Annotated in this window: 19 protein-coding genes, 1 pseudogene and 1 riboswitch; of the genes and pseudogenes, 11 read left to right on the top strand and 9 right to left on the bottom strand. The window is 69.6% G+C overall.

What is annotated here, in order from left to right; genetic code table 11:
- Window positions 1-8 precede the first annotated feature (8 nt).
- The 6 genes from AB0N66_RS29690 to AB0N66_RS29715 all read left to right on the top strand — a co-directional run bounded on the left by AB0N66_RS29690 (window position 9) and on the right by AB0N66_RS29715 (window position 5,122).
- Window positions 9-938 carry a metal-dependent hydrolase gene (locus AB0N66_RS29690; protein ID WP_365440850.1) on the top strand — a complete coding sequence of 310 codons (930 nt, stop codon included), beginning with the start codon at window positions 9-11 and terminating at the stop codon, window positions 936-938.
- Window positions 939-1,018: 80 nt separating this feature from the next.
- A complete protein-coding gene (locus AB0N66_RS29695; RefSeq protein WP_365440852.1) occupies window positions 1,019-2,020 on the top strand; it encodes a MerR family transcriptional regulator in 1,002 nt (333 codons plus the stop codon).
- 122 nt (window positions 2,021-2,142) lie between these two features.
- Entirely contained in the window at window positions 2,143-2,691 is a 549-nt protein-coding gene (locus tag AB0N66_RS29700) for an RNA 2'-phosphotransferase (RefSeq protein WP_365440726.1), read from the top strand.
- A gap of 12 nt (window positions 2,692-2,703) precedes the next feature.
- Complete coding sequence (locus tag AB0N66_RS29705; RefSeq protein WP_365440728.1) at window positions 2,704-3,162, top strand: hypothetical protein; 459 nt, start codon at window positions 2,704-2,706, stop codon at window positions 3,160-3,162.
- A 77-nt stretch (window positions 3,163-3,239) separates the two neighbouring features.
- Window positions 3,240-4,142 carry an LLM class flavin-dependent oxidoreductase gene (locus AB0N66_RS29710; protein WP_365440730.1) on the top strand — a complete coding sequence of 301 codons (903 nt, stop codon included), beginning with the start codon at window positions 3,240-3,242 and terminating at the stop codon, window positions 4,140-4,142.
- An 89-nt stretch (window positions 4,143-4,231) separates the two neighbouring features.
- Window positions 4,232-5,122, top strand: a complete 891-nt coding sequence (locus tag AB0N66_RS29715; RefSeq protein WP_365440732.1) for a Cof-type HAD-IIB family hydrolase — start codon at window positions 4,232-4,234, stop codon at window positions 5,120-5,122.
- 201 nt (window positions 5,123-5,323) lie between these two features.
- Here AB0N66_RS29715 and AB0N66_RS29720 read toward each other — a convergent pair whose 3' ends face one another.
- From AB0N66_RS29720 to AB0N66_RS29740, 5 genes are all read right to left on the bottom strand, one after another.
- Window positions 5,324-6,370, bottom strand: coding sequence for a M23 family metallopeptidase (locus AB0N66_RS29720; RefSeq protein WP_365440734.1), 1,047 nt, complete (start codon window positions 6,368-6,370; stop codon window positions 5,324-5,326).
- Window positions 6,371-6,640: 270 nt separating this feature from the next.
- Complete coding sequence (locus AB0N66_RS29725; RefSeq protein WP_365440736.1) at window positions 6,641-8,401, bottom strand: GAF domain-containing protein; 1,761 nt, start codon at window positions 8,399-8,401, stop codon at window positions 6,641-6,643.
- Between the two features lie 252 nt (window positions 8,402-8,653).
- Window positions 8,654-12,205 (bottom strand): thiol reductant ABC exporter subunit CydD, encoded by a 3,552-nt coding sequence (cydD, locus tag AB0N66_RS29730; RefSeq protein ID WP_365440738.1) that lies wholly within the window; start codon window positions 12,203-12,205, stop codon window positions 8,654-8,656.
- Window positions 12,206-12,302: 97 nt separating this feature from the next.
- Window positions 12,303-13,310: a cytochrome d ubiquinol oxidase subunit II gene (gene cydB / locus AB0N66_RS29735; RefSeq protein WP_365440740.1), complete on the bottom strand. Its 1,008-nt coding sequence runs from the start codon at window positions 13,308-13,310 to the stop codon at window positions 12,303-12,305.
- A 20-nt stretch (window positions 13,311-13,330) separates the two neighbouring features.
- Entirely contained in the window at window positions 13,331-14,848 is a 1,518-nt protein-coding gene (locus AB0N66_RS29740) for a cytochrome ubiquinol oxidase subunit I (RefSeq protein ID WP_365440742.1), read from the bottom strand.
- Window positions 14,849-15,098: 250 nt separating this feature from the next.
- Here AB0N66_RS29740 and AB0N66_RS29745 point away from each other — a divergent pair, with 250 nt between their 5' ends.
- The gene (locus AB0N66_RS29745; RefSeq protein WP_365440744.1) at window positions 15,099-15,509 is read left to right on the top strand and encodes a cyclophilin-like fold protein; all 411 of its coding nucleotides are present in this window, start codon (window positions 15,099-15,101) and stop codon (window positions 15,507-15,509) included.
- Between the two features lie 4 nt (window positions 15,510-15,513).
- Here AB0N66_RS29745 and hisC read toward each other — a convergent pair whose 3' ends face one another.
- Window positions 15,514-16,593 carry a histidinol-phosphate transaminase gene (gene hisC, locus AB0N66_RS29750; RefSeq protein WP_365440746.1) on the bottom strand — a complete coding sequence of 360 codons (1,080 nt, stop codon included), beginning with the start codon at window positions 16,591-16,593 and terminating at the stop codon, window positions 15,514-15,516.
- A 420-nt stretch (window positions 16,594-17,013) separates the two neighbouring features.
- On the opposite strand from hisC, the gene AB0N66_RS29755 reads away from it, so the two are divergent.
- The 3 genes from AB0N66_RS29755 to AB0N66_RS29765 all read left to right on the top strand — a co-directional run bounded on the left by AB0N66_RS29755 (window position 17,014) and on the right by AB0N66_RS29765 (window position 20,435).
- The gene (locus AB0N66_RS29755) at window positions 17,014-18,126 is read left to right on the top strand and encodes a LacI family DNA-binding transcriptional regulator (protein WP_365440748.1); all 1,113 of its coding nucleotides are present in this window, start codon (window positions 17,014-17,016) and stop codon (window positions 18,124-18,126) included.
- Between the two features lie 186 nt (window positions 18,127-18,312).
- The gene (locus AB0N66_RS29760; protein ID WP_365440854.1) at window positions 18,313-19,389 is read left to right on the top strand and encodes a metallophosphoesterase; all 1,077 of its coding nucleotides are present in this window, start codon (window positions 18,313-18,315) and stop codon (window positions 19,387-19,389) included.
- Window positions 19,390-19,571: 182 nt separating this feature from the next.
- Window positions 19,572-20,435 (top strand): hypothetical protein, encoded by an 864-nt coding sequence (locus AB0N66_RS29765; protein WP_365440750.1) that lies wholly within the window; start codon window positions 19,572-19,574, stop codon window positions 20,433-20,435.
- 339 nt (window positions 20,436-20,774) lie between these two features.
- Here AB0N66_RS29765 and AB0N66_RS29770 read toward each other — a convergent pair.
- Window positions 20,775-21,085 (bottom strand): annotated as a pseudogene (locus AB0N66_RS29770) (stress response protein); the annotation flags it as partial.
- A gap of 227 nt (window positions 21,086-21,312) precedes the next feature.
- Entirely contained in the window at window positions 21,313-23,136 is a 1,824-nt protein-coding gene (gene thiC / locus AB0N66_RS29775) for a phosphomethylpyrimidine synthase ThiC (RefSeq protein WP_365440752.1), read from the bottom strand.
- A riboswitch (TPP riboswitch) is annotated at window positions 23,129-23,285 on the bottom strand. It overlaps the preceding gene by 8 nt.
- Window positions 23,286-23,356: 71 nt before the next feature.
- Here thiC and AB0N66_RS29780 point away from each other — a divergent pair.
- On the top strand, window positions 23,357-24,871 hold the full coding sequence (locus AB0N66_RS29780) for a YibE/F family protein (RefSeq protein WP_365440754.1): 1,515 nt from the start codon (window positions 23,357-23,359) through the stop codon (window positions 24,869-24,871).
- Window positions 24,872-24,974: 103 nt separating this feature from the next.
- Here the strand turns inward: AB0N66_RS29780 and AB0N66_RS29785 are convergent, their stop codons facing one another.
- Window positions 24,975-25,412: an SsgA family sporulation/cell division regulator gene (locus AB0N66_RS29785; protein ID WP_365440756.1), complete on the bottom strand. Its 438-nt coding sequence runs from the start codon at window positions 25,410-25,412 to the stop codon at window positions 24,975-24,977.
- Window positions 25,413-25,502 lie beyond the last annotated feature (90 nt).

Here is a 25,502-nt window from a genome sequence, read left to right on the forward strand (position 1 = left end):
GCGACACGATGGGTGACTCGACGGATGACTCCCTGCGCGAGGGCAGCTACGCGATCACCCCGCGTCGGGTCTCGTTCGACTGGGAGAAGACCCCGCTCCACTGGATTCCGGACGAGCCCACCGCCACCCATGTCATCAACGTCCTGCATCTCCTGTTGCCGGCGGGGGAGCGGTGGTTCGTGAAGGTCTTCAAGGAGGCGCTCGCGCTCGTCGACGACCCCGAACTCCTCAAGGACGTCAAGGGGTTCATGGGGCAGGAGGCGACGCACAGCGTGCAGCACGCGTACGTCCTGGAGCACCTGGCGGCGCAGCGGCTCGACACCGCGGACTTCACGAAGTACGTCGACTTCCTCTTCGAGAAGCTGCTCGGCGAGCAGCCACCGCTGGGCGCGCCGGTTCCGCCCGAGGGATGGCTGCGCTTCCGGCTTTCGGTGATCGCGGCGATCGAGCAGTTCACGGCGGTGCTGGGCGACTGGGTCCTGGCGACGGAAGGCCTGGATCTCGCCGACGCCGACGAGGTCATGCTCGACCTGCTGCGCTGGCACGGCGCCGAGGAGGTCGAGCACCGCGCGGTCGCCTTCGACATGTTCCAGCACTGCGGCGGCGAGGGCCTGCCCCGGTACGCGCGCCGGGTCGCGGGCATGGCGGTCACCGCGCCGATGATGCTCTACCTGTGGGGATGGGGCGCCGCGTACCTCATACGCCACGACCCTCAGCTCGCCGGACGCCTGCGCTATTCGCTCGCCGCCCACAACAGGGCCGTACGCAAGGGGCTGTTGCCCACCTGGAGGGAGCTCGGCGCGGCCGTACCCCGCTATCTGCGCCGGTCGTACCATCCGTCGCAGGAGGGCTCGCTGCGCCGGGCGGTGGAGTATCTGGCGCAGTCTTCGGCGGCCCGGTCGGCGGCGGGAGCGATCGGGCGGACGGCGATCGCGTAGCGAGGTGGGGAGGTGGAGAGGTGGGGAGGGCGAGGATCGTGAACGAGGAGTCGGTGGACGTGGCGGGCGGGGTGCCCAGTATGGGTCCGACGGCCGGTATCAGCCCGGCGGCCGGTGTCAGTCCAACGTCTGGTGTCAGTGGCAGTCCGGCGGCCGGTGTCGCGTACCGGATAGAGGATCTGGCGCATCTCAGCGGGGCCACGGTCCGCACCATCCGTGCCTACCAGGACCGCGGCCTGCTCCCCCGCCCCGAGCGGCGGGGCCGCTCCAACGTGTACGCGGACGCGCACCTGGCCCGGCTGCGCCAGATCGCCGACCTTCTCGACCGGGGGTACACGCTCGCGTCCATCAAGGAACTCCTGGAGGCCTGGGACGCGGGCCGGGGTCTCGGTGGGGTCCTCGGTCTGGTCGCGGAGGTCGACGGGCCGTGGACCGACGAGGAGGCCGTACGGATCTCCCGGGCCGACTTGGACGAGCGGTTCGGCGGCAGCCCGGACGACGCGGCGGTCGCCGACGCGATCGAACTCGGTGTACTGGAGCCAGTGCCGGGGGACGAGGATCTTTTCCTGGTTCCGAGCCCTCAAGAGCTCGCTGTGGCCGTCGAGTTGTACGCGGCGGGGGTTCCGTTGTCCGCGATCTCCGTCCACCTGCGGGAGTTGAGGGGGCAGGTCGAGCACATCGCTTCCCGTTTCCTGGAGTTCACGACCGAGCATGTGTTCGCCCGTTATTTGGGGGAGCACCCGCCGACGGACGCGGATGCGGCTGAAGCGGCCTCGCTCGTACGACGGCTGCGGCCGCTCGCTCAGCAGACGGTGGACGCCGAACTGGCCCGTGCCATGCGGTTGTTCGCCAACCGGCATCTGCGTCAGCACCTTGGTGCGGACAAGGTGCCGCAACCCCTGGACGAGACACATTTCGTGGCGCTCCCGGCCGGGACAATAGGGGCGGTGGAGAGGCTGGTTGGCGCAGGGCAGGTCGCCGCCTTCGTCACCGCGGCCGCCGAACGGGAGGTGCAGGCACGCACCTTGGACCAGCTCACGTCAAACCATTACAAAAATCCTATAGTTGACGAACTTCCCTAAACGGCTTGTGGGTTGTCCACAGAATCGCCAATTCCCCTGTGGATAACTGGACTTGGCTGTGGATCAAACCTCAGGACCAAAATCAAATGCGTGATCTCCGTCCCGCCAGGCACCCTTGCGGGATGGACGAAAGACGCACCGTGAAGGTGTCGAAGTACCTCTCCAAGCACCTGCGGCACCAGCCCGAGCGGATCGGGCTCACGCTCGGTGAGGGAGGCTGGGTCGAGATCGAGAGGCTGATCGCCGCGGCGTCGGCGCACGGTTTCGGGTTCACGCGCGAGGAGCTGGACCACGTGGTGGCCGCGAACGACAAGCGGCGCTTCGCGGTCGAGGGGACCCGGATCCGCGCCAGCCAGGGCCACTCCGTCGAAGTCGACCTCGGACTGCCCACGGCGACTCCGCCCGCGTACCTCTACCACGGGACGGTGGCCCGCAGCCTGGACGCGATCCGCGCCGAGGGTCTCAGGCCCATGAACCGGCACGACGTGCACCTCTCGCCCGACCGCGAGACCGCCACCCGCGTCGGCGCCCGCCGCGGCCGGCCTGTCGTGCTCTCCGTGGACGCCGCCGCCATGGACCGCGACGGCCATGTCTTCCACGTCAGCGCGAACGGGGTGTGGCTCACCGAGGCCGTACCGCCGCGGTACATCCGGTTCCCGGCCGCGCACTGACGCCACTCAGGGATGATCGGGAACATGGAACAGCTGCCCAGCACCGAAGCCGCCGTCACCGCGCTGCGCGCGATCGCGGTCGAGTACGCGCGTGAGATCGAGGTCAGCCATGACATCGGCGCCGACCAGACGTCCCGTCGCAGCGCCGCGGGCGTGGGTGTGACCGCCGACCCCGACGGTTCGCTTCCGCACGAGGCCTTCGTGGAGTTCGGCGGGCTGCCCAGGCTGAGCGTGCGGCTCTATCCGGAGGACGACGCGCTGATCACCGTCGAGGGCGTCGAGTTCGCCGACATCCCGCGCGACGATGTGCCCGCCTTCCTGCGCTCCGTCTTCGGCGGCCTCGCGTACGTGAGTGCGCGCCGGTTCCCGCCCGGCTACCGGCTCATCGTGCCGCTGCCCGGAGACCGTACGTACAAGGAGCACCTGCTGATGATCAACCTCAGCCCGTGGCTCAGCGGGCGCGTGTGCTGAACAGGGGTGCGCGCCGACCGCGTGCGCTGGGCGGGCGCGTGTGCTGACCGTTCGCTCCTGCGCTTAGGCTCGATGGCATGAGTCTGCGTCTGAGCACCGTGATCCTGCCGTACCTCCGCTGGCACGAGGGCGGTCGTGCCGCGTGGCAGCGGGCGGAGCAGCTCGGGTTCCACACCGCGTTCACGTACGACCATCTGTCGTGGCGGACTTTCCGGGACGGCCCGTGGTTCGGGGCTGTGCCGACGCTGACCGCCGCGGCCGCCGTCACCGACCGCCTCCGCCTCGGCACGCTCGTGACCTCACCGAACTTCCGGCATCCGGTGACCCTGGCCAAGGAACTGATCTCGCTCGACGACATCTCGGACGGCCGGATCACCCTGGGTGTCGGCGCGGGCGGCACCGGCTTCGACGCGACGGCGCTCGGTCAGGAGCCCTGGACCCCGCGTGAGCGCGCAAGCCGCCTCGCGGAGTTCGTTCCGCTGCTCGACCGCCTCCTGACGGAGGACTCCGTGTCGTACGAGGGCGACTTCTACTCGGCGCACGAGGCCCGCAACATCCCGGGCTGCGTCCAGCGCCCCCGGCTGCCCTTCGCGGTGGCCGCGACCGGGCCGCGCGGACTGAGGCTCGCGGCGCGTTACGGGCAGGCGTGGGTGACGACGGGCGACCCGAAGCTGTACGAGACGGGGACCCCTGAGCAGTCGGTTCAAGCCATTCGTGGGCAGGTCGAAAAGCTGGGCGTCGCCTGCACCGAGGCCGGCCGAGATGTGGACGAACTGGACAAGATCCTGCTCACCGGCTTCACTCCGGACCGCAGCCGTCCGCTGGAGTCGCTGGACGCGTTCGTCGACTTCGCGGGCCGCCACGCCGAGCTGGGCTTCACCGACCTGGTGATCCACTGGCCCATCCCCGACTCCGACTTCGCGGCGGACGAGAAGATCTTCGAGCGGATCGCCATGGAGGCGGCCGCGCAGCTGGCCTGATCCGTCGACCGGGCTTGACGGGTTGTAACGGTGCTGGTGAGGACGGTAATCACTCACCTGTGCGGACCGCCGCCCGCACGTGCACGCATATGCGGGAGAATGGCCCCGTGACCTCCGCGACTCGACGGCCCGAGACCCCGGCCTCCATAGTTCCGCCCCGGCTGATCGCCACGGACCTCGACGGCACTTTGCTGCGCGACGACAAGTCGGTGTCCGAGCGCACGGTCGCCGCCCTCTCCGCCGCCGAGCGGGCGGGCATCGAGGTGTTCTTCGTCACCGGCCGCCCGGCCCGCTGGATGGACGTCGTCAGCGACCACGTCCACGGACACGGCCTGGCGATCTGCGGCAACGGCGCCGCCGTGGTCGACCTGCACGGCGGCCCCGGCGCCCACCGCTTCGTCAAGATCCGCGAGCTGGCGCCCGACGTCGCTCTCGACGTCATCCAGTTGCTGCGCGCCGCCGCCCCCGGCACCACGGTCGCCGTCGAGCGCACGTACGGGCTCCACCTCGAACCGGCTTACCCGTCGCTGCACATGGAGCCCCCGGAGATCATGGCGCCCGCCGAGAAGCTCCTCGCCGAGGACGCGCTAGACGCCGATCAGCCGGTCCTCAAGGTGCTCGCGTACCACCCGGAGATGGACCCGGACGACTTCCTCACCGTCGCCCGCCTGGCCATCGGCGACCGGGCCGGTGTCACCCGCTCCAGCCCCAGCGCCCTCCTGGAGATCAGCGGCCCCGGTGTCTCCAAGGCGAGCACGCTCGCGCTGTGCTGCGCCGAGCGCGGCATCTCCCACGAGGAGGTCGTCGCCTTCGGTGACATGCCGAACGACGTCGAGATGCTCACCTGGGCGGGCCGCTCGTACGCCATGGGCAACGCCCACCCCGCCGTGATCGCCGCGGCCTCCGGGCGCACGGTCGCCAACAACGAGGACGGGGTGGCGGTGGTGATCGAGCGGATCATCGCCGAGCGGCAGGTGTAGCCGTTCGACCGACCCAGCGGTGGCCTGTTGCCGAGGTCGGTTGTAGCCGTTCGGCCCGCTTCGGCGGTGGCCTTTTGCCGAGGCGGGCTGCAGCCGTTCCGGCCGGCTCCAGCGATGGCCTTTACCGACGTCGGCTGCAGCCGTTCCCGCCGGCCCCAGCAATGGGCCTTCGCCGACGTCGGCTGCAGCTGTTCCGTGGAGCTACAGCTGGACCCCGTGCTCGGCCAGCCATGGCACCGGATCGATCCCCGACCCCAGCTCCGGCGTGACCCGCACCTCGAAGTGCAGATGCGGGCCGGTCGAGTTGCCGGTGGTGCCCGACTGCCCGATCCACTGCCCGGCCGCGACCTGGTCCCCCTGGTCGACGGTGACGGCGGCGAGGTGCGCGTACTGCGTGTAGTAGCCGCCGGGGTGCTGGACCACGATCTCGATGCCGAAGGCCCCACCGCACGACACCTTCACCACCCGGCCCGCTCCGACCGCCCGCACCGGCGTGCCGATCGGCACCGCGAAGTCCTGCCCGGTGTGCCGGCTCGCCCAGCGCTCGCCGCCGCTGCCGAAGCTCGCGGAGAGTTCGTACGTCTCCACCGGCGCGACCCACGCGCGCGTGAGGTCCCTGTCCGGCTGGTCGAGCTGGACGGCACCACGACAGGAGCCGGCCACCACCGCGGCGTCCGCCTGGCCCTGGAGCACCGACCGGGCCTCGTCCAGCTTCGCCTGGATGGTTCGCTTCATCTCGGCGAGTTCACCGTTGCGCTTCTCCAGCACCTGCCACTCCGCCTGGGCCTTCGCCTCGTCGGCGGCGAGTCTTTCCTCGGCCCGACGGCTCTTGCTGACCGCGTTGTTGACGGCGAGATCCGCCTGCCACACGGCACGCTGACCGCGCATCAGCTCCTCGGGGCTGTCGGCGAGCAGCAACTGCACGGTGTACGGCAGACTGCCGCCCTGGCGGTACTGGGTGCGCGCGATCCGGCCGAGGTCTTCGTGCAGCACCGCGATGTCCTGCCGTTCCCGCGCGAGGAGTTCCTCGGCCCGCTGCGCCCTGCCCCGCTGAGCCTCGGCTTCCTGCTGTCCCGCCTCGTACTGCCGCGCCGCCACGGAGGCGTCCTCGTACAGCCGCGCCACCTGAGCGCTGATGCCGGGCTCGGCCCCGGACTCGCCCTCGGCGGAGGTGGGCCGGGCCGCGAGAACCGCGACCGCGCACAGCAGGGCCGGCACGAGCAAGGGATGGCGGCGAGGTGAGTGCATGACAGCGATCGTGTCCCGTACCCGCACTCGCGGTCCTGTTCAAGGGGTACGCCTGGGGGAACGGGCTTCACGGATGGCTCCGTCGGCTGGGCCGAACAGGCGTCTGGCTTGGGCGTGTTGCCCCGACGGGGCGGTGGAGTGTGCTTGGGGGAACGTCGCGGTGCGCTCGGTTGCGCCGTCGAGTGTCTGTCGAGTGTCCTCGGGGAAGCCGTGCGGTGCGCTTGGTGGAGCCGTGGAGCACTCTCGGTTCAGCAGAGCTGCCGAGTGCGCTCAGTACGGCGCCTGCCACACCACTGTCGTACCGCCCCCGTCCCCGTCCTCGTCCTCGTCCCCGTCCCCGTCCCCGTCCTCACCAGCCCCGGGGCCGTACCAGCTCTCGCCGCCCAGGGACTCGGCTCGCCGCTCAAGGTTGTGCAGGCCGCTGCGCCGGCCGCCGTCGGCGATGCCGACGCCGTCGTCGGCGACGGTCAGCCGGACGCCGTGGCGCCCGTCCCGCAGGGTCACGGTCGCGTCGACGACGACGTCGATACGGGAGGCTCCGGCGTGCCGGAAGGCATTGGAGAGGGCCTCGCGCAGAGCGGCGATGAGGTTCTTGCCGGTGAGTTCCCCGACCATGGTGTCCACAGGGCCGACGAAGCGGTGGGTGGGCTTGAAGCCGAGGGGTACGGCGGCCATGTTGATCTCGCGCAGTACGCGGGTGCGCAGGCCGGACGGCGTTTCTGTGGGGTCCTGCTGGAGCGCGAAGATGGCCGTGCGGATCTCCTGGATGGTGACGTCGAGTGCGTCGACCGCCTTGCCGACACCTTCCCGGACCTCGGGAGCGACGGACTGCCGCTGGGCGCTCTCCAGCATCATCCCGGTGGCGAAGAGCCGTTGGATCACGAGATCGTGCAGGTCTCGGGCGATCCGGTCGCGGTCCTCGTACACCGCGAGCCGCTCCCGGTCGCGTTGTGCCTCGGCCGTCATCAGCGCGAGCGCGGCCTGCGCGGCGAACTGCGCGGCCAGGGTCCGCTCGGTCTCCGTGAACGGGCGAGCGCCCGGCGCACGAGGTGTGACGAGGCACCCGAGGACGCGGCCGTCGCTCTGCAGGGGGAGCATCATCATCGGCCCGTACACGCGGGCGAAGTCGGTGACCATACGCGGGTCGGTGACCGCGTCCTCGACGAACACGATCTTTCCGTCGAGGATTTCGGCGACGAACTCGTTCTCCGGCGGGAAGACCGTTCCCAGCGCCTTCGAGGGGCGTTCCGAGGCGACGGCGACGACCTCCAGGCCGCCTTCGGCAGCCGGCAGCAGCACGACCCCGGCCGCCGAGCCGGAGAGTCGGCGGGCCTGTTCAGCGACGACCTGAAGGGCTTCCTCGGCGCCACCGCCCGACAGAAGAGCGGTCGTGACGGCCACCGAACCGTCGATCCAACGCTCGCGCTGCTGAGCGGCCTCGTACAGACGGGCGTTGCCGATGGCGATGCCCGCCTCCGTGGCCAGCACGCCGACCATGGCGAGGTCGTAGTCGCTGAAGGACCCGCCGCTCCGCTTCTCCGTCACGTACAGATTCCCGAAGATCTCGCCCTGCACCCGGATGGGGACCCCCAGGAAGCTCCGCATCGGCGGATGGTGCTCCGGAAAGCCGCAGGAGCGCGGATCGTCTGCGAGATTCGCGAGCCGAACCGGCGCCGGTTCGTGGATGAGCGCCCCGAGCAGCCCTCTGCACCCGTCGGGCAACCGCCCGATCAGCCCGGCGGTCTCCCCTTCGACCCCGTGGAACACGAAGTCCACGAGCCCGTCCCCCTCCTCCGCCACAGCCCCGATCGCCGCATACCGCGCATCCGCCAGCTCAGCCGCCGTCTCACAGATCCGATCCAGCGTGGTGTGCAACTCCAGCCCCGCAGCGACCGACCGCACCGCCTCCAACAGCTGAGGCACCCGCACGGCCAGCTCGGCGGACAGCCCCTGTTTGCCGCGGGCGGTCAGACCAGCTGCACCTGAATCGTCATCAGGCTCGGACTCGGGTGAGGCGTGGGCTGCCGACATACATTGAGCGTAGTTAGTCCCATTTGCCATGGAAAGTCGAGAGAAAAAGGAAGATCGAGCCCGCCGTCGCGGAAAGCCGGTGCCAGGCCCCGAATCCAAGTACCGTGGCCGCCCCGAGAGACAACCCGTGCCACCTCGCCACCGCGCCGCGAAGCCGAGGCTGCGAGGTCAGCGGGATCGGCAGGGCCGACAGGGCCGACAGGGCCGACAGGGCCGACAGGGCCGACAGGGCCGACAGGGCCGACAGGGCCACTAGACCACGGCACCGACCAGCAGATCCCCCGCCGCCTCCCGCTTCGCCATCTCCCGCAGCGGACCCTCGACCGCCGCCAACTCCGCGTACGGCCCCCGCTGGGCCACACGGCCCTCCGCCAGCACGATCACCTCGTCCACCGCGTCAAGCCCGGCCAGACGGTGGGTGATCAGCAGCGTCGTACGGCCCTCGGTCGCGGCGAGCAGATCCACGGTGAGGGCGTCGGCCGTCGGCAGGTCGAGGTGTTCCGCGGGCTCGTCCAGGACGAGGACGGGGAAGTCGGCGAGCCGCGCGCGGGCGAGCGCGAGCCGCTGGCGCTGGCCCCCGGAGAGCCTGGCGCCATGCTCGCCGATGAGCGTGTCGAGCCCGTCGGGCAGCCCGTCGGCCCAGTCGAGGAGCCGGGCCCGCGCGAGCGCGTCACGCAGCTCGGCCTCGGTCGCGTCCTTCCGGGCCAGCAGCAGGTTCTCGCGCACCGAGCTGTCGAAGAGGTGCGCGTCCTGGGCACACAGCCCGACCAGTCGGCGTACGGCGTCCCCTTCCAACTCGTACGCGTCCACTCCACCCAGCGTGTACGTCCCCGCGTCCGCGTCCAGGAACCGCAGCAGCACCTGCGCGAGCGTGGTCTTGCCGGACCCGGAGGGACCCACGACGGCGACCCTGCGGCCCTGTTCCAGGGTCAGGTCGAGCCCGGCGAGCGCGTCCCGGTCCTGTCCGGCGTGCCGAGCGCCCAGTTCCTTGAGGACCAGGGGGAACGCGGACGCGGGCGCCTGCGCCGGCTCTTCCGGTTCGCGTACGGCGTCGGGGGCGTCCAGCACCTCGTACACCCGCTCCGCGCTCTTGCGCACCCGCTGGCGGTGCTGGACGGCGAGCGGCAGTCCGAGGACGGCCTCGAAGGCGGCCAGCGGAGTGAGGACGACGACGGCCATCGCCACGCCGCTCAGCCGCCCGGCGGCGACCGCCTGGGCGCCCACAAGGGCAGCGGCCGCGACCGTCAGCCCGGACACCAACGCGGTGAGCCCGTCGCCGAGTGCGGTCGCGGTGGCGGCCCGGGAGGCGAGGCGGGTGAGCACCGAGTCGGCCCTGCGCGTCTCGGCGGTACGAGCGGGCAGCGCACCCGCGACCGTCAACTCCGCTGTTCCCGTGAGCAGATCGGCCACCTGTGTCGCCAGGACACCGCGCGCGGGTGCCAGCCGCCGCTCAGCACGGCGCGCCACGGCGCCGGTCAGCAGCGGCACGCCGACCCCGGCCGCCAGCAGCCCCACGGCGAGAACGGCACCGGCCTCGGGGAGCAGCCACGCGGTGAAGGCGACGGAGCCGGCGGACACGAGACCCGCGGCCCCGACGGGCAGCAGCCACCGTAGCCAGTAGTCCTGGAGGGCGTCGACATCGGCGACGAGCCGCGACAGCAGATCCCCGCGCCGGGTCGCCCGCAGCCCCGCGGGCGCCAGCCGCTCAAGGCGCCGGTACACCGCGACCCGGGTGTCGGCCAGCATCCGCAGCACCGCGTCGTGCGACACGAGCCGCTCCGTGTACCGGAACACGGCCCGCCCGATCCCGAACGCCCGGGTGGCTGTCACCGCCACCATCAGATACATCACGGGCGGCTGCTGAGCGGCCCGTGAGATGAGCCACCCGGAGGTGGCCATCAGCCCGACGGCGCTCCCGAGGGCGAGGCTGCCGAGCAGGAGGGCGAGGGCGAGCGCTCCCCGCCTGGGGGCAGCCATGGCACGGACGCGGGCAAGTACGCCTCCACGCCCTCGCGTGGACAGGTGCGAGTCGTCCCCAGCTGCCGCTGGCACGCTCCAGGGCCTCTCAGTAGCCGCCCGGATCTCCCGCGCGTCTCCGGCATGCACCGACCTGGACGCCTGGGCGGGCACTCCAGACGCCGCGGCGTCTGGCACTCCGGACGCCTGGGCGTCTGCCCCGGGCTCCAGCCGCACCACGCGGTCGGCCACTCCCAGCAACGCGGGCCGGTGCACCACCAACAGCACCGTCCGCCCTACAGCGAGCCGCCGCACCGCCTCTACGACCTCCGCCTCCGTCGCCCCGTCCAGCGTGGCCGTCGGCTCGTCGAGGAGCAGTACCGGACGGTCCGCGAGGAACGCCCGGGCCAGAGCGAGACGCTGGCGCTGGCCGGCCGACAGTCCGGCGCCGTCCTCACCGAGCACCGTGTCGGCCCCGTCAGGCAGCGCGTCGACGAAGCCGGTGGCGCCCGCGTCGGCCAGCGCCTGCCGTACCGCCGTGTCGTCCGCGTCGGGCCGCGCCAGACGTACGTTATCGGCGATGGACCGGGCGTACAGGTGGGGGCGCTGCGGTACCCAGGCGACCCGCGAGCGCCAGTCCGCCAGGTCGACCTCGGAGAGATCGACTCCCCCGATCCGTACCCGCCCCTCGGTGGGCTCCACGAATCCCAGCAGTACGTTCAGCAGCGTCGACTTGCCCACACCGCTCGGCCCGACAAGAGCCACGGTCTCCCCCCGCCCGACGGCGAAGGAGACGTCCGAGACCGCATCACTTGACCGTCCCGGGTACCGCACGGTCACGCTCTCGAAGCCGATCTCGCCCTCCGGCGCGGGGAGCGAGCCCGAGGCGGCCACCGGTGTCTCCAGCACCGAGAAGATCTCCTCGGCCGCCGAGAGTCCCTCGGCGGCGGCGTGGTACTGCGCCCCCACCTGCCGCAGCGGCAGATACGCCTCGGGCGCGAGGACGAGGACGACGAGCCCCACGTACAGATCCATCTCGCCGTGGACGAGTCGCATACCGATGGTCACCGCGACCAGCGCGACCGAGATCGTGGCAAGCAGTTCCAGCGCGAAGGACGACAGGAAGGCGATCCGCAGCGTCCGCATGGTCGCCTGCCGGTAGTCGCCAGTGATCTTCCGGATCGACTCGGCCTGTGCCTTGGCCCGGCCGAACACCTTGAGCGTGGGCAGCCCCGCGACCACGTCCAGGAAGTGTCCGGAGAGCCGCGACAGCATCCGCCACTGACGGTCCATCTGGCTCCGGGTGGCCCAGCCGATGAGAATCATGAAGACGGGGATCAGCGGCAGCGTGCCGGCGATGATTGCCGCCGACACCCAGTCCTCGGTGACGATCCGCGCGAGCACTGCCACAGGGACCACCACCGCGAGCCCCAACTGCGGCAGATAACGCGAGAAGTAGTCGTCGAGTGCGTCAACTCCCCGTGTGGCAAGGGCTACCAGCGAACCCGTCCGCTGCCCGCTCAGCCAGCCGGGACCGAGCAGCGCGGCCTGCTCCAGCAGCCGCCCCCGCAACTCCGACTTGACCGCCGCGCTCGCCCGGTGCGCGGCGAGCTCGGTGAGCCAGGAAACAACGGCCCGCCCCACCGCGACCAGGACCAACAGGCCCAGCGGCGCGCGGAGTTCAGCGACCGAGTAGCCGTGCTGGAACGCGCCGACCACCACTTCGGCGATGATCATCGCCTGGGCAATGACCAGCGCCGCCCCGGCGGCCCCCAGACCGACAACCGCCGCGAGGAAGAAGCGAGTGGCGCGGGCGTACCGAAGCAGGCGCGGGTCGATTGGTTTCACGTGAAACACACCCTTGGCTCATCAGGCATGTTTCACGTGAAACATGCCGTTATTCGGACTCGGCGCGCTTGGGCGGACCCAGCGCGCACAGCGGGACTCAGTGCGTGCCGTCCACGGCGATGTGCTGCGTACCGATCCGCTTGCGGAACACCCAGTACGTCCACGACTGGTAGAGCAGGACGATCGGTGTCGCGATCCCCGCACACCAGGTCATGATCTTCAGGGTGTACGGGCTCGACGAAGCGTTGGTGACCGTCAGACTCCAGTCGTCATTGAGCGAGGACGGCATGACGTCCGGGAAGAGAGACAGGAAGAGCATCGCGACGGCCGCCACAATCGTGAGCCCCGACAGCATGAACGCCCAGCCCTCACGGCCCGCCTTCACCGCCACCAGCGCCGCGACGAGCGAGGCCACCGCAACGATCACCGCGGCCAGGGACTTGCCGTCACCGTTGTCGATCTGGGTCCAGATCAGGAAGGCAAGAGCCAGCACGGCGGTCACAAGACCGAGCTTCAGCGCCAGCTTCCGCGCCCGCTCCCGGATGTCCCCGACGGTCTTGAGCCCGACGAACACCGTCCCGTGGAAGGTGAACAGCGTCAGCGTGACCAGACCGCCGAGGATCGCGTACGGGTTGAGCAGGTCCCAGAAGCTGCCCACGTACTCGAAGTGCTGGTCGATCTTCACACCGCGCACGATGTTGCCGAAGGCCACGCCCCACATGAACGCGGGGATCAGCGAGGTCCAGAAGATCGCGTTCTCCCAGTTGCGCTGCCAGTACTCCTCGGGCCGTTTCACCCGGTACTCGAAGGCGACACCGCGCACGATCAGGCAGAGCAGGATGAGCAGCAGCGGCAGGTAGAAGCCGGAGAAGAGCGTGGCGTACCACTCGGGGAAGGCGGCGAAGGTCGCGCCGCCCGCGGAGAGCAGCCAGACCTCGTTGCCGTCCCAGACGGGTCCGATGGTGTTGATGAGGACCCGCTTCTCGGTACGGTCGCGGGCCAGCAGCTTGGTGAGGATGCCGACCCCGAAGTCGAAGCCCTCCAGGAAGAAGTAGCCGGTCCAGAGGACCGCGATGAGGACGAACCAGACATCGTGGAGTTCCATGACTCAGTGGCTCCCTGGGCCTAGTAGGAGAAGGCCATCGGCTTGTCGGCGTCAGTGGAGTCGCCGCCGATCTTCGTGGGCGGGTTGAGGTCGGCCTCGGTGAGCTCGGGCGGCCCCTGCTTGACGTACTTGACCATCAGCTTCACCTCGATGACGGCGAGGATCGCGTAGATCAGGGTGAACACGATCAGAGAGGTCAGCACCTCGCCCTGCGAGACCCCCGGCGAGACGGCGTCCTTGGTCTTCAACAGGCCGTACACCACCCAGGGCTGACGTCCGGTTTCCGTGAAGATCCAGCCCCAGGAGATGCCGATGAGCGGGAAGATCAGCGTCCACTGGGACAGTCGCCACCACCAGATGCCCAGCTTCGGCGTCAGCTCCCTCTGCTTGGTGAGCATAAGCTTCGGCACGTCCTCGTCCCCCGTGCGGTGTTCCGCTGCCAGCCAGAACTTCCGCCTGGTCAGCCAGAGGCCGACGACGCACAGAATCATCGAGACGCCGCCGAAGCCGATCATCCAGCGGTACGACCAGTAGGCGGTGGGGATGTTGGGACGGTAGTCGCCGGGCCCGTACTTCTCCTGCTCGGCCTTGTTGAGGTCGTTGATGCCGGGGATCTTGGCGTTGAAGTCGTTCTTGGCGAGGAAGGACAGTATCCCCGGGATTTCGATGGCGACCGTGTTGTGGCCCTTGGCGACGTCGCCATACGCGAAGAGTGAGAAGGGCGCGGGCTGTTCCGAGTCCCACAGGGCTTCGGCTGCCGACATCTTCATCGGCTGCTGGTCGTACATCACCTTGCCGAGGGTGTCGGCGCTGACGACGGTGAGGATCGTGCCGACGAGCGCGGTGACCAGGCCGAGCCGCAGCGACATCCGCATGGTCCGGATGTGCTGCTTCTTGCGGAGATGGAAGATGGCGATGCCGGTCATGAAGGCGCCGCCGACCAGGATGGAGGCGCTGATGACATGCCAGAAGTTGACGAGCACCGTCTCCTGGAAAAGCACCTTGGGAAAGTCGGTGAGCTCGGCCCGTGTACTGCCGTCCGCCTTCTTCACGATCCGGTAGCCGACCGGATGCTGCATGAAGGAGTTGGCCGCCATGATGAAGTACGCCGACAGGATCGTGCCGATCGAGACCATCCAGATGCACGCGAGGTGGATCTTCTTCGGCAGCTTGTCCCAGCCGAAGATCCACAGCCCGATGAAGGTGGACTCGAAGAAGAAGGCGATCAGCGCCTCGAAGGCGAGCGGGGCACCGAAGACGTCACCGACGAAGCGCGAGTAGTCGGACCAGTTCATGCCGAACTGGAACTCCTGCACGATGCCGGTCACGACACCCATGGCGATATTGATCAGGAACAGCTTCCCCCAGAACTTGGTCGCCCTGAGGTAGTGCTCCTTGCCCGTTCGCACCCAGGCGGTCTCCAGGATCGCCGTGAGTGCGGCGAGCGAGATCGTCAGGGGGACGAAGAGAAAGTGGTAGACGGTGGTGATGCCGAACTGCCAGCGCGCCAGAGTCTCGGGCGCCAAAGCCAATTCCACGTCGTCAGTCTCCTTACATCGCCGTGGTACAGCGGCAGTTTGCCCCCTTTGTCACGAACATCGCGGGAGCAACCGGGACACGTTTGTGAACGCGTTCACATTCACAAGCAAGTATGACGCATGGCCGTTCGAGGGTTGACAGGCGGGGGGTGCCTAAGCGCGGACCGGCTGGTCACTGACGGATTGTCGACACAAAGAGGCCGGTTCGAACCCTTGGCAAGCCCTTCAACGCCTTGTTGAATCCCTGGTCATGCAGGCAAGGACAGAGGCAGGCACGCGGATACGGATCTCGTGGCCCGCGGGAAACCTCACCGCGGCCCTCGACGACACCCCGACCGCCCAAGCCCTCGCCCAGGCGCTGCCGCTCGCCTCCACCGCCCGCACCTGGGGCCAGGAGGTCTACTTCGACACCGGCGTCTCCGTCGCCCGCGAGGACGGCGCCCAACAGGTCGTCGAGCCCGGCACGGTGGCCTTCTGGACCGACGGCGACGCCATCGCGCTCCCCTACGGGCCGACCCCGGTCTCGCGGGGCACCGAATGCCGCCTCGCGAGCCCGTGCAACGTGCTGGGTCGCGTCGACGGCGACCCCCACACGCTCGCCACCGTGCGCGACGGCGACCCCGTACGCGTAGAACTCGTGGCGGACCAGGAACCGCCGTAGGCAATCAGAGCTCCTTGCGGAACCCCTCCGTCGTCTTGAGGAAGATGTCGTTCGCCTCGGTCTCGCCGATCGTCACCCGGACCCCCTCGCCGGCGAACGGCCGCACGACGACCCCTGCCTGCTCGCAGGTGGCGGCGAAGTCGAGCGTGCGCTCCCCCAGCCGCAGCCACACGAAGTTGGCCTGCGTCTCGGGCACCGTCCAGCCCTGCCCGCGCAGCGTCTCGACCACCCGCACGCGCTCCGACACCAGGGAGCCGACCCGGCCGAGCAGTTCGTCCTCGGCGCGCAGCGAGGCGACCGCCGCGTCCTGTGCGAGCTGGCTCACACCGAAGGGCACCGCCGTCTTGCGCAGTGCCGCCGCAACCGGGTCATGGGCGATCGCGAAACCGACCCGCAGGCCCGCGAGCCCGTACGCCTTGGAGAAGGTGCGCAGCACACAGACGTTGGGCCGGTCGCGGTAGATCGAGACGCCGTCCGGCACCTCGACATCGCGGATGAACTCGCGGTACGCCTCGTCCAGGACCACCAGCACATCGCTGGGCACCCGGTCCAGGAACCGCTCCAGCTCGGCCCGGCGCACCACGGTGCCGGTCGGGTTGTTGGGGTTGCAGACGAGGATCAGCCGGGTCCGGTCGGTGATCGCGTCCGCCATCGCGTCCAGGTCGTGCACCTCGCCCGGCGTCAGCGGCACCTCGACCGGGGTCGCCCCGCTGATCTGCGCGATGATCGGGTACGCCTCGAAGGACCGCCAGGCGTAGATGATCTCGTCGCCCGGGCCGCTCGTGGCCTGCACCAGCTGCTGTGCGACTCCGACGGAACCGGTGCCGGTGGCCAGGTTCGAGAGGGGGACGCCGAAGCGGTCCGACAGTTCGTTCATCAGACCGGTGCACGCCAGGTCCGGGTAGCGGTTCAAGGAGCCGGCCGCGGCGGTCACGCTCTCGAGCACCCCGGGCAGCGGCGGATACGGGTTCTCGTTGGAGGACAGTTTGTACGCCACCGCACCACCGACCGCGGCCGGCTTGCCGGGCTTGTAGGTGGGGATACCCTCCAGCTCGGCACGCAGCTTGGGGCTCGTCTCGCTCACCGCAGTCCTCCTCGCGACCACCGTCGGCTCATGATCACCGCCGGCTACCAATGCTCCTCACCCTATGAGGATTCCGCGCCGCTGCGAATGGCCTGTGGACAACCACCTCGCCGCCACGAACAGCCCGAGTGATCATCTCCGTACGAAGGCACACGAATGGGGGCGCGCTGAGCTTCGCGCCGCGCGCCGGTGGCTCACGCCGTGGCGCGCATCCCTCGTCAAGGTGAGTTGAGACCTCTTCGAGACATGGCCCGGTTGGCAGGCCCATGCGCGCCGACAAGTCACGTCCTGCCATTGGATCGTTCAACTGACTTCTTTTCTAAGGCAGTTGGCCCATTTCGACCATGCAGAAACGTGCCTGTCAACGAGTGCATATGCGTCCGCACTACCCCACCGCATGAGCCCTACTATCGGCTCGCCATGACAGCAGCAGGGAAGCACCAGGTGAGCCGGGCGGAGACAACCCGCCGCGGCGGTCGGCCGGGACGGGCGGGCATCAGAGATGTGGCCGCAGCCGCCGGAGTGTCCATCACGACCGTCTCCGACGCCCTCAACGGCAAGGGCCGGCTCCCGGACGCCACCCGACGCCATGTCCGCGAGGTCGCCGACCGGCTGGGCTATCGCCCGTCGGCCGCGGCCCGAACCCTCCGTACCGGCAAGTCGGGCCTCATCGGCCTGACCGTGACGACGTACGGGGATGAACCTTTCACCTTCACCGAGTTCGCGTACTTCGCGGAGATGGCCAGAGCCGCCACGTCGGCCGCGCTGGCCCGGGGCTACGCCCTGGTCATCCTCCCCGCGACCTCGCGCCACGACGTGTGGTCCAACGTCGCCCTGGACGGAACCGTGGTCATCGACCCGTCCGACCACGACCCCGTGGTCAGCGAACTGGTCCGCCAGGGCTTACCGGTCGTCTCCGACGGCCGCCCGGCCGGCTCGCTGCCGGTCACCGCCTGGGTGGACAACGACCACGAGGCCGCCGTCCTCGGCATCCTCGACCACCTGGCCGACGCCGGCGCCCGCCGGATCGGCCTCCTCACGGGCACCACCACCGACACCTACACCCACCTCTCCACCACCGCTTACCTGCGCTGGTGCGAGCGCGTGGGCCAGGATCCGGTCTACGAGGCCTACCCGGCGCACGATCCGTGCGCGGGAGCCGTCGCCGCCGACCGGCTGCTCGCCCGCCCAGACCGCCCCGACGCCGTCTACGGGCTCTTCGACCCGAACGGCACCGATCTGCTGGCCGCCGCCCGGCGCTACGGTCTGCGCGTACCGGAGGATCTGCTCCTCGTCTGCTGCAGCGAGTCCACCGTCTACGCCAGCACCGAGCCGCCCATCACGACGCTCTCACTCAAACCACGCCGGATCGGCACAGCGGTCGTCCAGCTCCTCATCGACGCCATCGAGGGGGTCGAATCGGACCAACCGGTCGAGCAGGTGATACCGACCGAGCTGATCGTGCGGACCTCCTCGCAACGTCGTCCGCCGCGGACGACGGTGAGTCCGCCCCGATCACCCGAGAAAGGTTGACGTCCGGTGCGGGCACGGCGGGAAAGCATCGCCCAATTCGGACGAAAACCCCGGTGAACCGGACTCCTGCTCCGATTCACCACCCCTGGGTCATCACATGGCGCGATCCGCATTCCTATGATGGGCCCACGACACCGCGGGCCGCTGCGACCAGGCAGTCCGATCCGGTGCAGATGCGGCGCGATGGTGGTGGAGGGGTCGATGACTCAGGGGGCCGGTCAGGTACCCGAGGTGGCGCGGACGGCGACGTTGCGCGACTTCCGGGTGCCCGCGTACGTCCACGAGACCGGTCCGTACGCGCAGGACACTCCGCCCGACGAGGACGCGGGACCGGCCGAGGAGCCCGAGGGGTACACGCCGACGCGGCGCGATCTGCCCGTCATCACTCGGGGTGACACGGTTCAGGTCGATGTCGACCCCGCCGCTCCGGAGGGCGCCGACGGACCGGGCCCGCTGTATGTCGTAGGCGATGTGCATGGTTACCTCGACCAGCTCGTCGCCGCGCTCCAGGAGCAGGGCCTCATCGACGACGCAGGCGACTGGTCGGCCGGGACCGCGCGCCTGTGGTTCCTCGGCGACTTCACCGACCGCGGCCCGGACGGCATCGGCGTGATCGACCTCGTGATGCGGCTGTCCGCCGAGGCCGCCGCCGCCGGCGGCTACTGCAAGGCACTCATGGGCAACCACGAGCTGCTGCTGCTCGGCGCCAGACGCTTCGGTGACACCCCCGTCAACTCCGGCGCGGGCACCGCCACCTTCCAGGCCGCCTGGCTGCTCAACGGCGGCCAGAAGACCGACATGGACCGTCTCCAGGACCACCACCTGCAGTGGATGGCCCGCCTCGACGCCATGGAGCAGGTCGACGGACACCTCCTGGTGCACTCCGACACCACCGCCTACCTCGACTACGGCGACTCGATCGAGGCGGTCAACGACACCATCCGCGAAACCCTCACCCGCAACGACGCGGACGAGTGCTGGGACCTGTTCCGCAAGCTCACCAAGCGCTTCGCCTTCCGCGACGACGGCGGCGCCGAGGCCGTGCGCTCCCTGCTGGACATGTACGGCGGCTCACGCATCGTCCATGGGCACAGTCCCATCCCGTACCTCCTGGGCGACGTGGGCTCGGAGGACGGCGAGGACAGTGCGGGCCCCGTGGTCGAAGGACCTCATCTCTACGCCGACGGACTGGCCATCGCGATGGACGGCGGTGTGACCATGGCCGGAAAACTGCTGGTCCAGCAACTGCCACTGGACAGCTGAGGGTTCTTCGGGCAGACATCGCCCTGTGAAGGACCGTGCTGGCCAGGGGGCAATTTCTGGAAACCCCCTGTCACGGCGTGCCGTCACCGCTCTACCATCGGACTATCCGTAGCAGGCTCCCCTCCGTTTCTGCCCAACGGCTCGTCAGCGTGCGAGCCATCAGCCCTACGGAGCATCGGGGGATGCAGATGAACAGCGTTCCGCAGCACCTGCTGAGCGAGGACCGCCAGGACTACGAGCGGATCCTCGATGAGGCGCTGCGCTCCGCACCACACCGCCCGGAACTCGCCGCTGTCGGCCAGCGGCTCAACCCGGAGCAACTGCGCACCATGGCGCTCAACGCCACCGCGCTCATCACGGTGGCCGCGACCGCCGAGTACCAGCATTACGTGCAGGTCCGTGAGGAGCTGCGCCAGCCGGCGCCGACCACCCCCGTCCGCAAGGAAGCCGGCTCCGCCGAGCCGGGTTCGAGCGCGATGGGGCTCGCCGCCACCGTGGGGGAGGTCACCGAGACAGCCGGCGCGGGCGCCATCGCCGTCGTCGCGGTGCTCGCCCCCGTCCTCGCCGGGACAGCCGCGGCGATATTCCTGCTCGTGGGGTACATCCTGAAAATGCTCGACCCCGAGCCGGCGTTCGCCAAGACCCTCCTGACCACCGGGTGGGTCTTCGGTGCGATCACGGCGGCCGCGATTCTGGTCGCCGCGGTCGGCCTCCTGCTCACCGCACTGCGCAACGGCTCGTCCTCGCTCCAGGCCGGAGCACACGGCGAGCTCGACGAACAGGTCGCCCGGGCCAGGGAAGCCTGGCGCGAGGCCCTCCTGGAGCGCGGCATCCTGCCGTTCCTCCGGGAGGCACTCGCGGACCCGGGCTCGGCGGCATACGGCCGTCCGTCGCCGACACCGACGAGCCGTATGCCGCAACTGGGCTACAACCGGCCGGGGTTCAGCAGCCCCGACGGCGGCCCGGCGGCGGGCCCGCGCCCGAGCTACTCGAGCCCGGACTTCTCCAGCCCGGACTTCGGGGGGCCTGAACACCAGCCGGAGTGACGCCCGGCCGACCGGCCGACGGTCGGGGACGGTCACGTGACGAGGAACCGGGCTCGCGCCCCATCGGCGCGGGCCCGCGTCCGGTCGGCTGCATAGGCTTGCACGTGGCGGGTTGCCTGGATCCGATCGACTGGTACGTGCCCACACGGCGCGGACCGGCATCCAGTCGGCTGCGTACGTACGCTCCCGCGCGGCACGTTGCCCGCATACGGTTGGCTGCGTACGTTCCCACGCGGCGGCCTCGGCCTCAGGTGATGCCCAGCTGCCGTGCTGCGGTCACCCGGGCCGGGAACTGGGACAGCGGCCGGTCGTACAGCTCCGGGTCCGCGAGACCGGCGATGCCTGCATCACCCCGTCGCCGTCCAACTCCGCGGCGACTGCGGCCATCCGCTCGACCCCGTCGGCCACGACGCCCTTCCAGTACAGCGGTGAGGCGAGGTTTGTGGGGGATGAGGGCTGGGGGCACCGGGCATTGCGGCAGGCGTTGGCGTCGAAGCGGGTGTTGATGTCGGAGCGGGCACCGGGGTGGCGGCCCGCGCGCCCACGGGGGCGTCTGTCTGTTCGTCCACGCTGATACCGAAGTCGGTGGCCAGGCCCGCGAGACCGGACGCATATCCCTGTCCGACCGCACGGAACCTCCAGCGGCCGCGACACCAGTGTGCGGAGAAGCCGCTACCTGTCCGCCCAGACTCTGGGATTTCGGGCGTCGGAATACCCCTCGCCAGGAGTCGCGCTCCTCGGCCGTGACCGCGCTCAACCTCCCACCGCCCGAACTCGACGGCTACGTACTCGAACGCGTCGCAGCATGGGGAGCCCGATGTCCGGGCGGTGCGCCGGACCTGTCTCAACAGCTCCGGCGCACCGCCCGTCTTCTCAGTCAGTCGGCCAACGGCAGATACACCCGGTTCCCGCTCGCCGCGAACTCCTTCGACTTCTGCAGCATCCCCTCAGCGACCTCCTCAGCGGAGGCCCCCGCAGCCGCCGTACCGCCGAACTGCTCGGTGATGCTGTGACTGATCTTCATGGAGCAGAACTTCGGCCCGCACATGGAGCAGAAGTGGGCCGTCTTGGCGGGCTCGGCCGGGAGGGTCTCGTCGTGGAACTCCCGTGCCGTGTCCGGGTCGAGGGCCAGGTTGAACTGGTCCTCCCAGCGGAACTCGAAGCGGGCGTCGGACAGCGCGTCGTCCCATACCTGCGCACCTGGGTGCCCCTTGGCGAGGTCGGCTGCGTGGGCGGCGATCTTGTAGGTGATGACGCCGGTCTTGACGTCGTCACGGTTGGGCAGGCCCAAGTGCTCCTTGGGCGTGACATAGCAGAGCATGGCCGTGCCCCACCAGGCGATCATCGCGGCACCGATGCCGGAGGTGATGTGGTCGTACGCCGGCGCGACGTCCGTCGTCAGCGGGCCGAGCGTATAGAACGGAGCTTCATCACAGATCTCCTGCTGAAGGTCGATGTTCTCCTTGATCTTGTGCATCGGGACATGCCCCGGGCCTTCGATCATGGTCTGAACATTGAAACGCTTCGCGATCGTGTTGAGTTCCCCGAGCGTCCTCAACTCCGCGAACTGCGCGGCGTCGTTGGCGTCCGCGATCGACCCCGGCCGCAGCCCGTCACCGAGCGAGTACGTGACGTCGTACGCCGCGAGGACCTCGCACAGCTCCTCGAAGTTCTCGTAGAGGAAGCTCTCCTGGTGGTGCGCCAGGCACCACGCCGCCATGATCGAGCCGCCGCGCGAGACGATGCCGGTCTTGCGGTTCGCGGTGAGGGGTACGAACGGCAGGCGCACGCCCGCGTGGACCGTCATGTAGTCCACGCCCTGCTCGGCCTGCTCGATGACCGTGTCCTTGTAGATCTCCCAGGTCAGCTCCTCGGCGCGGCCGTCCACCTTCTCCAACGCCTGGTAGAGCGGCACGGTGCCGATCGGCACGGGGGAGTTGCGCAGTACCCACTCGCGGGTGGTGTGGATGTTGCGGCCGGTGGACAGGTCCATGACCGTGTCCGCGCCCCACTTCGTGGCCCAGGTCATCTTGTCCACCTCCTCCTCGATGGAGGAGGTCACCGCGGAGTTGCCGATATTGGCGTTGACCTTCACCAGGAACCGCTTGCCGATGATCATCGGCTCGATCTCCGGGTGGTTGACGTTCGCAGGCAGCACCGCGCGGCCGGCGGCGATCTCCTCGCGTACGACCTCGGCGGCGACGTTCTCGCGGACCGCCACGAACTCCATCTCGGGCGTGATCTCGCCGCGACGGGCGTACGCGAGCTGCGTCACGGCCTGTCCGGAGCGGCCCCGGCGCGGCTGGCGCGGCCGCCCCGGGAAGACCGCGTCGAGGTTACGGAGGCCTCCGCGCGGTGAGGTGTGCTTGATCCCGTCGTCCTCGGGACGGATCGGGCGGCCCGCGTACTCCTCGGTGTCGCCGCGGGCGATGACCCAGTTCTCGCGCAGCGGTGCCAGGCCCCTACGTACGTCGGTGTCGACGGTCGGATCGGTGTACGGGCCGGAGGTGTCGTACAGCGTGACGGACTGCCCGTTGGTGAGGTGCACCTGACGGACCGGCACCCGCAGATCGGGGCGCGAACCCTCGACGTACGCCTTGTGCCAGCCGATGGACCGCCCGGCCTCGTCGCTCTGGGACAGGGAAGGAACCCCGTCCGTCTGGCTGGAGGCAGGCGTGCCTACTACGTCCTTGTTGGTCATGAGACCTACTCCCTACGCCGGCATTACCCGGTAACAGGTTCGGCGGTCGACGCAGCGGCTTCCGTCTGCCGATGTTTCATGTGAAACATCGCTAAGACGAAGGTCAGCGCCCTCTCAGCCCGGTGCTCCGAGCTCCCGCGTGTGCAAAGGTGCCTCCACGCTAGCGTCACATCGGGCGCGCTGAACAGTGGGCCCCGTCCGTTCTTGCGATGATCGGCCGGTGACCACGATGCAGCAGCCCCCTGTTCCGCCATCCGAGCCGCCGCACGGACATGGCCCCGGCGACGGCCACGGACACGGCCCCGGTGGCGGCAGAGGACCCGGCGACGGCCATGGGCCGGGCGGTGGGCAGTGGTCCGGTGGTGGCCAGGGACCCGGTGGCGGACAGGGCCCGGGCGACAGCCACGGCCACTCGCACAGTCACAGCCATGGCCCCGCTGCCCCCGTCTCCAAGCACCTGCGCAAGGTCATCGGCGCGGTGCTGATCCCCTTCGCCGCCGCGGTCGTCGTGGGGCTCGTGGTGCTCTGGCCGGGCGGCGCCCCAGGGCACGAGCGCACCGGCGTCGGTTTCGACCGGCAGACCCAGCAGGCGACGGTCACCAAGATCGACAAGGTGGACTGCAATTCTGTGAACGCCTCGGGGGAGACCCCGACCGGCGACACCTCCACCGCCGAGGGCTCCTCCGCACAGCAGCAGGCGACGGGCGACTGCAAGAAGGCGACGATCCGGGTCGACACCGGCAGCGACAAGGGCCGTACGTTCACCGAGATCGTCCAGCCGGACCAGTCACGCCAGTTGCACCAGGGCGAGAAGGTCGTGGTCGCGTACGAGCCCTCCGCGCCCAAGGACCTGCAGTACTCGGTCAGCGACGTGAACCGCAGGATCCCGATGGCACTGCTCGCCGGGATCTTCGCGCTGGTCGTCGTGGGGGTGGGCCGGCTGCGCGGCGTCATGGCGCTGGTCGCGCTGACCGTCAGCTTCATGATCCTGACGTTCTTCATCCTGCCCGCCATCCTGCAGGGCTCGAATCCGCTGGTCGTGGCGGTCGTCGGGGCCAGCGCCATCATGCTGATCGCCCTCTACATGTGCCATGGCCTCTCGGCCCGGACGTCGGTGGCGGTGATCGGCACCCTGCTCTCGCTGCTGCTGATCGGGGTGCTCGGATCCGTGTTCATCAGCTGGGCCGCCCTGACCGGCAACACGGACGACAACACCGGCCTGATCCACGGTCTGTATCCGAACATCGACATGAGCGGTCTGCTGCTCGCGGGCGTCATCATCGGTTCGCTCGGTGTGCTCGACGACGTCACGGTGACGCAGACCTCCGCGATCTGGGAGCTGCACGAGGCGAATCCGACGATGGGCTGGCGGGGGCTGTACCGCGCGGGCATCCGCATCGGCCGCGACCACATCGCCTCGGTCGTCAACACGCTCGTGCTGGCGTACGCGGGCGCGGCGCTGCCCCTGCTGCTGCTCTTCTCGATCGCGCAGAGCAGCATCGGCTCAGTCGCCAACAGCGAACTGGTCGCCGAGGAGATCGTGCGCACCCTGGTCGGATCGATCGGCCTGGTTGCCTCTGTGCCGGTCACCACCGCACTGGCCGCCCTGGTCGTCTCGGCCGACCGCACGGGGACTCCGGTAGGCCGGCCCGTGGCTCCGGGCGGCCCTGTGGAGCCCGTGGAGGCCGCCAGGACGCCGGTACGCGGCGGGAAGGGCCGCCGCCGTAAGCACTGAAGCCAGGCGGCGCCCAGGGCACTTGGCGCGCCGTGCGACCTCTGCCCTGTACGCAGGGCCGGTTGAGAGGAAGCGTTACTCCACTTGGGGAGCGAGGCTGCGCTCAGCCCGCGCTCTGCTCCTCCGCCAGGATGCGGTCCAGCGCCTCGTCGAGGTGGGTGTCGAAGTCGGCGAGGGAACGCTCCTGCCCGAGCGGCACCAGCTTGTCCGTACGGTCGAGGAACGCCACGAGCGGCGCCGCGCCGGACCTGAACAGCGCGTGATCGCCGCCCACCTGGAGCCGGATCAGCACCTCGCCGAACGCGTCCGGGTCGGCGGGTGCGATGTGCACATCACCGTCGCCACACGGCCGGCCCACGCCATCGACCAGCAACTCCCGCCCGAACGCCCAGGTCACGGGCGCGTCGCCGGGCAAGTGGAAGGTCAGCCGCACGGCGTACGGATCACAGGTCTCGTATCGCAGCTCCACCGGAATGCGGAAGGAGAGCTCCTCCGAGACGAGGAAGTTCATCATGACCTCTGCCTGCACCGACTCACGCATCGCCTACCCCGTCGTTTGCCGTCGACTGGCCAGGAATCGTCCCCCTGACACTGCTGGAATCTTGCTCAACGTACACAGCAGATCACAAGG

The organism is Streptomyces sp. NPDC093544 (genome assembly GCF_040683495.1).
Lineage (GTDB): Bacteria > Actinomycetota > Actinomycetes > Streptomycetales > Streptomycetaceae > Streptomyces.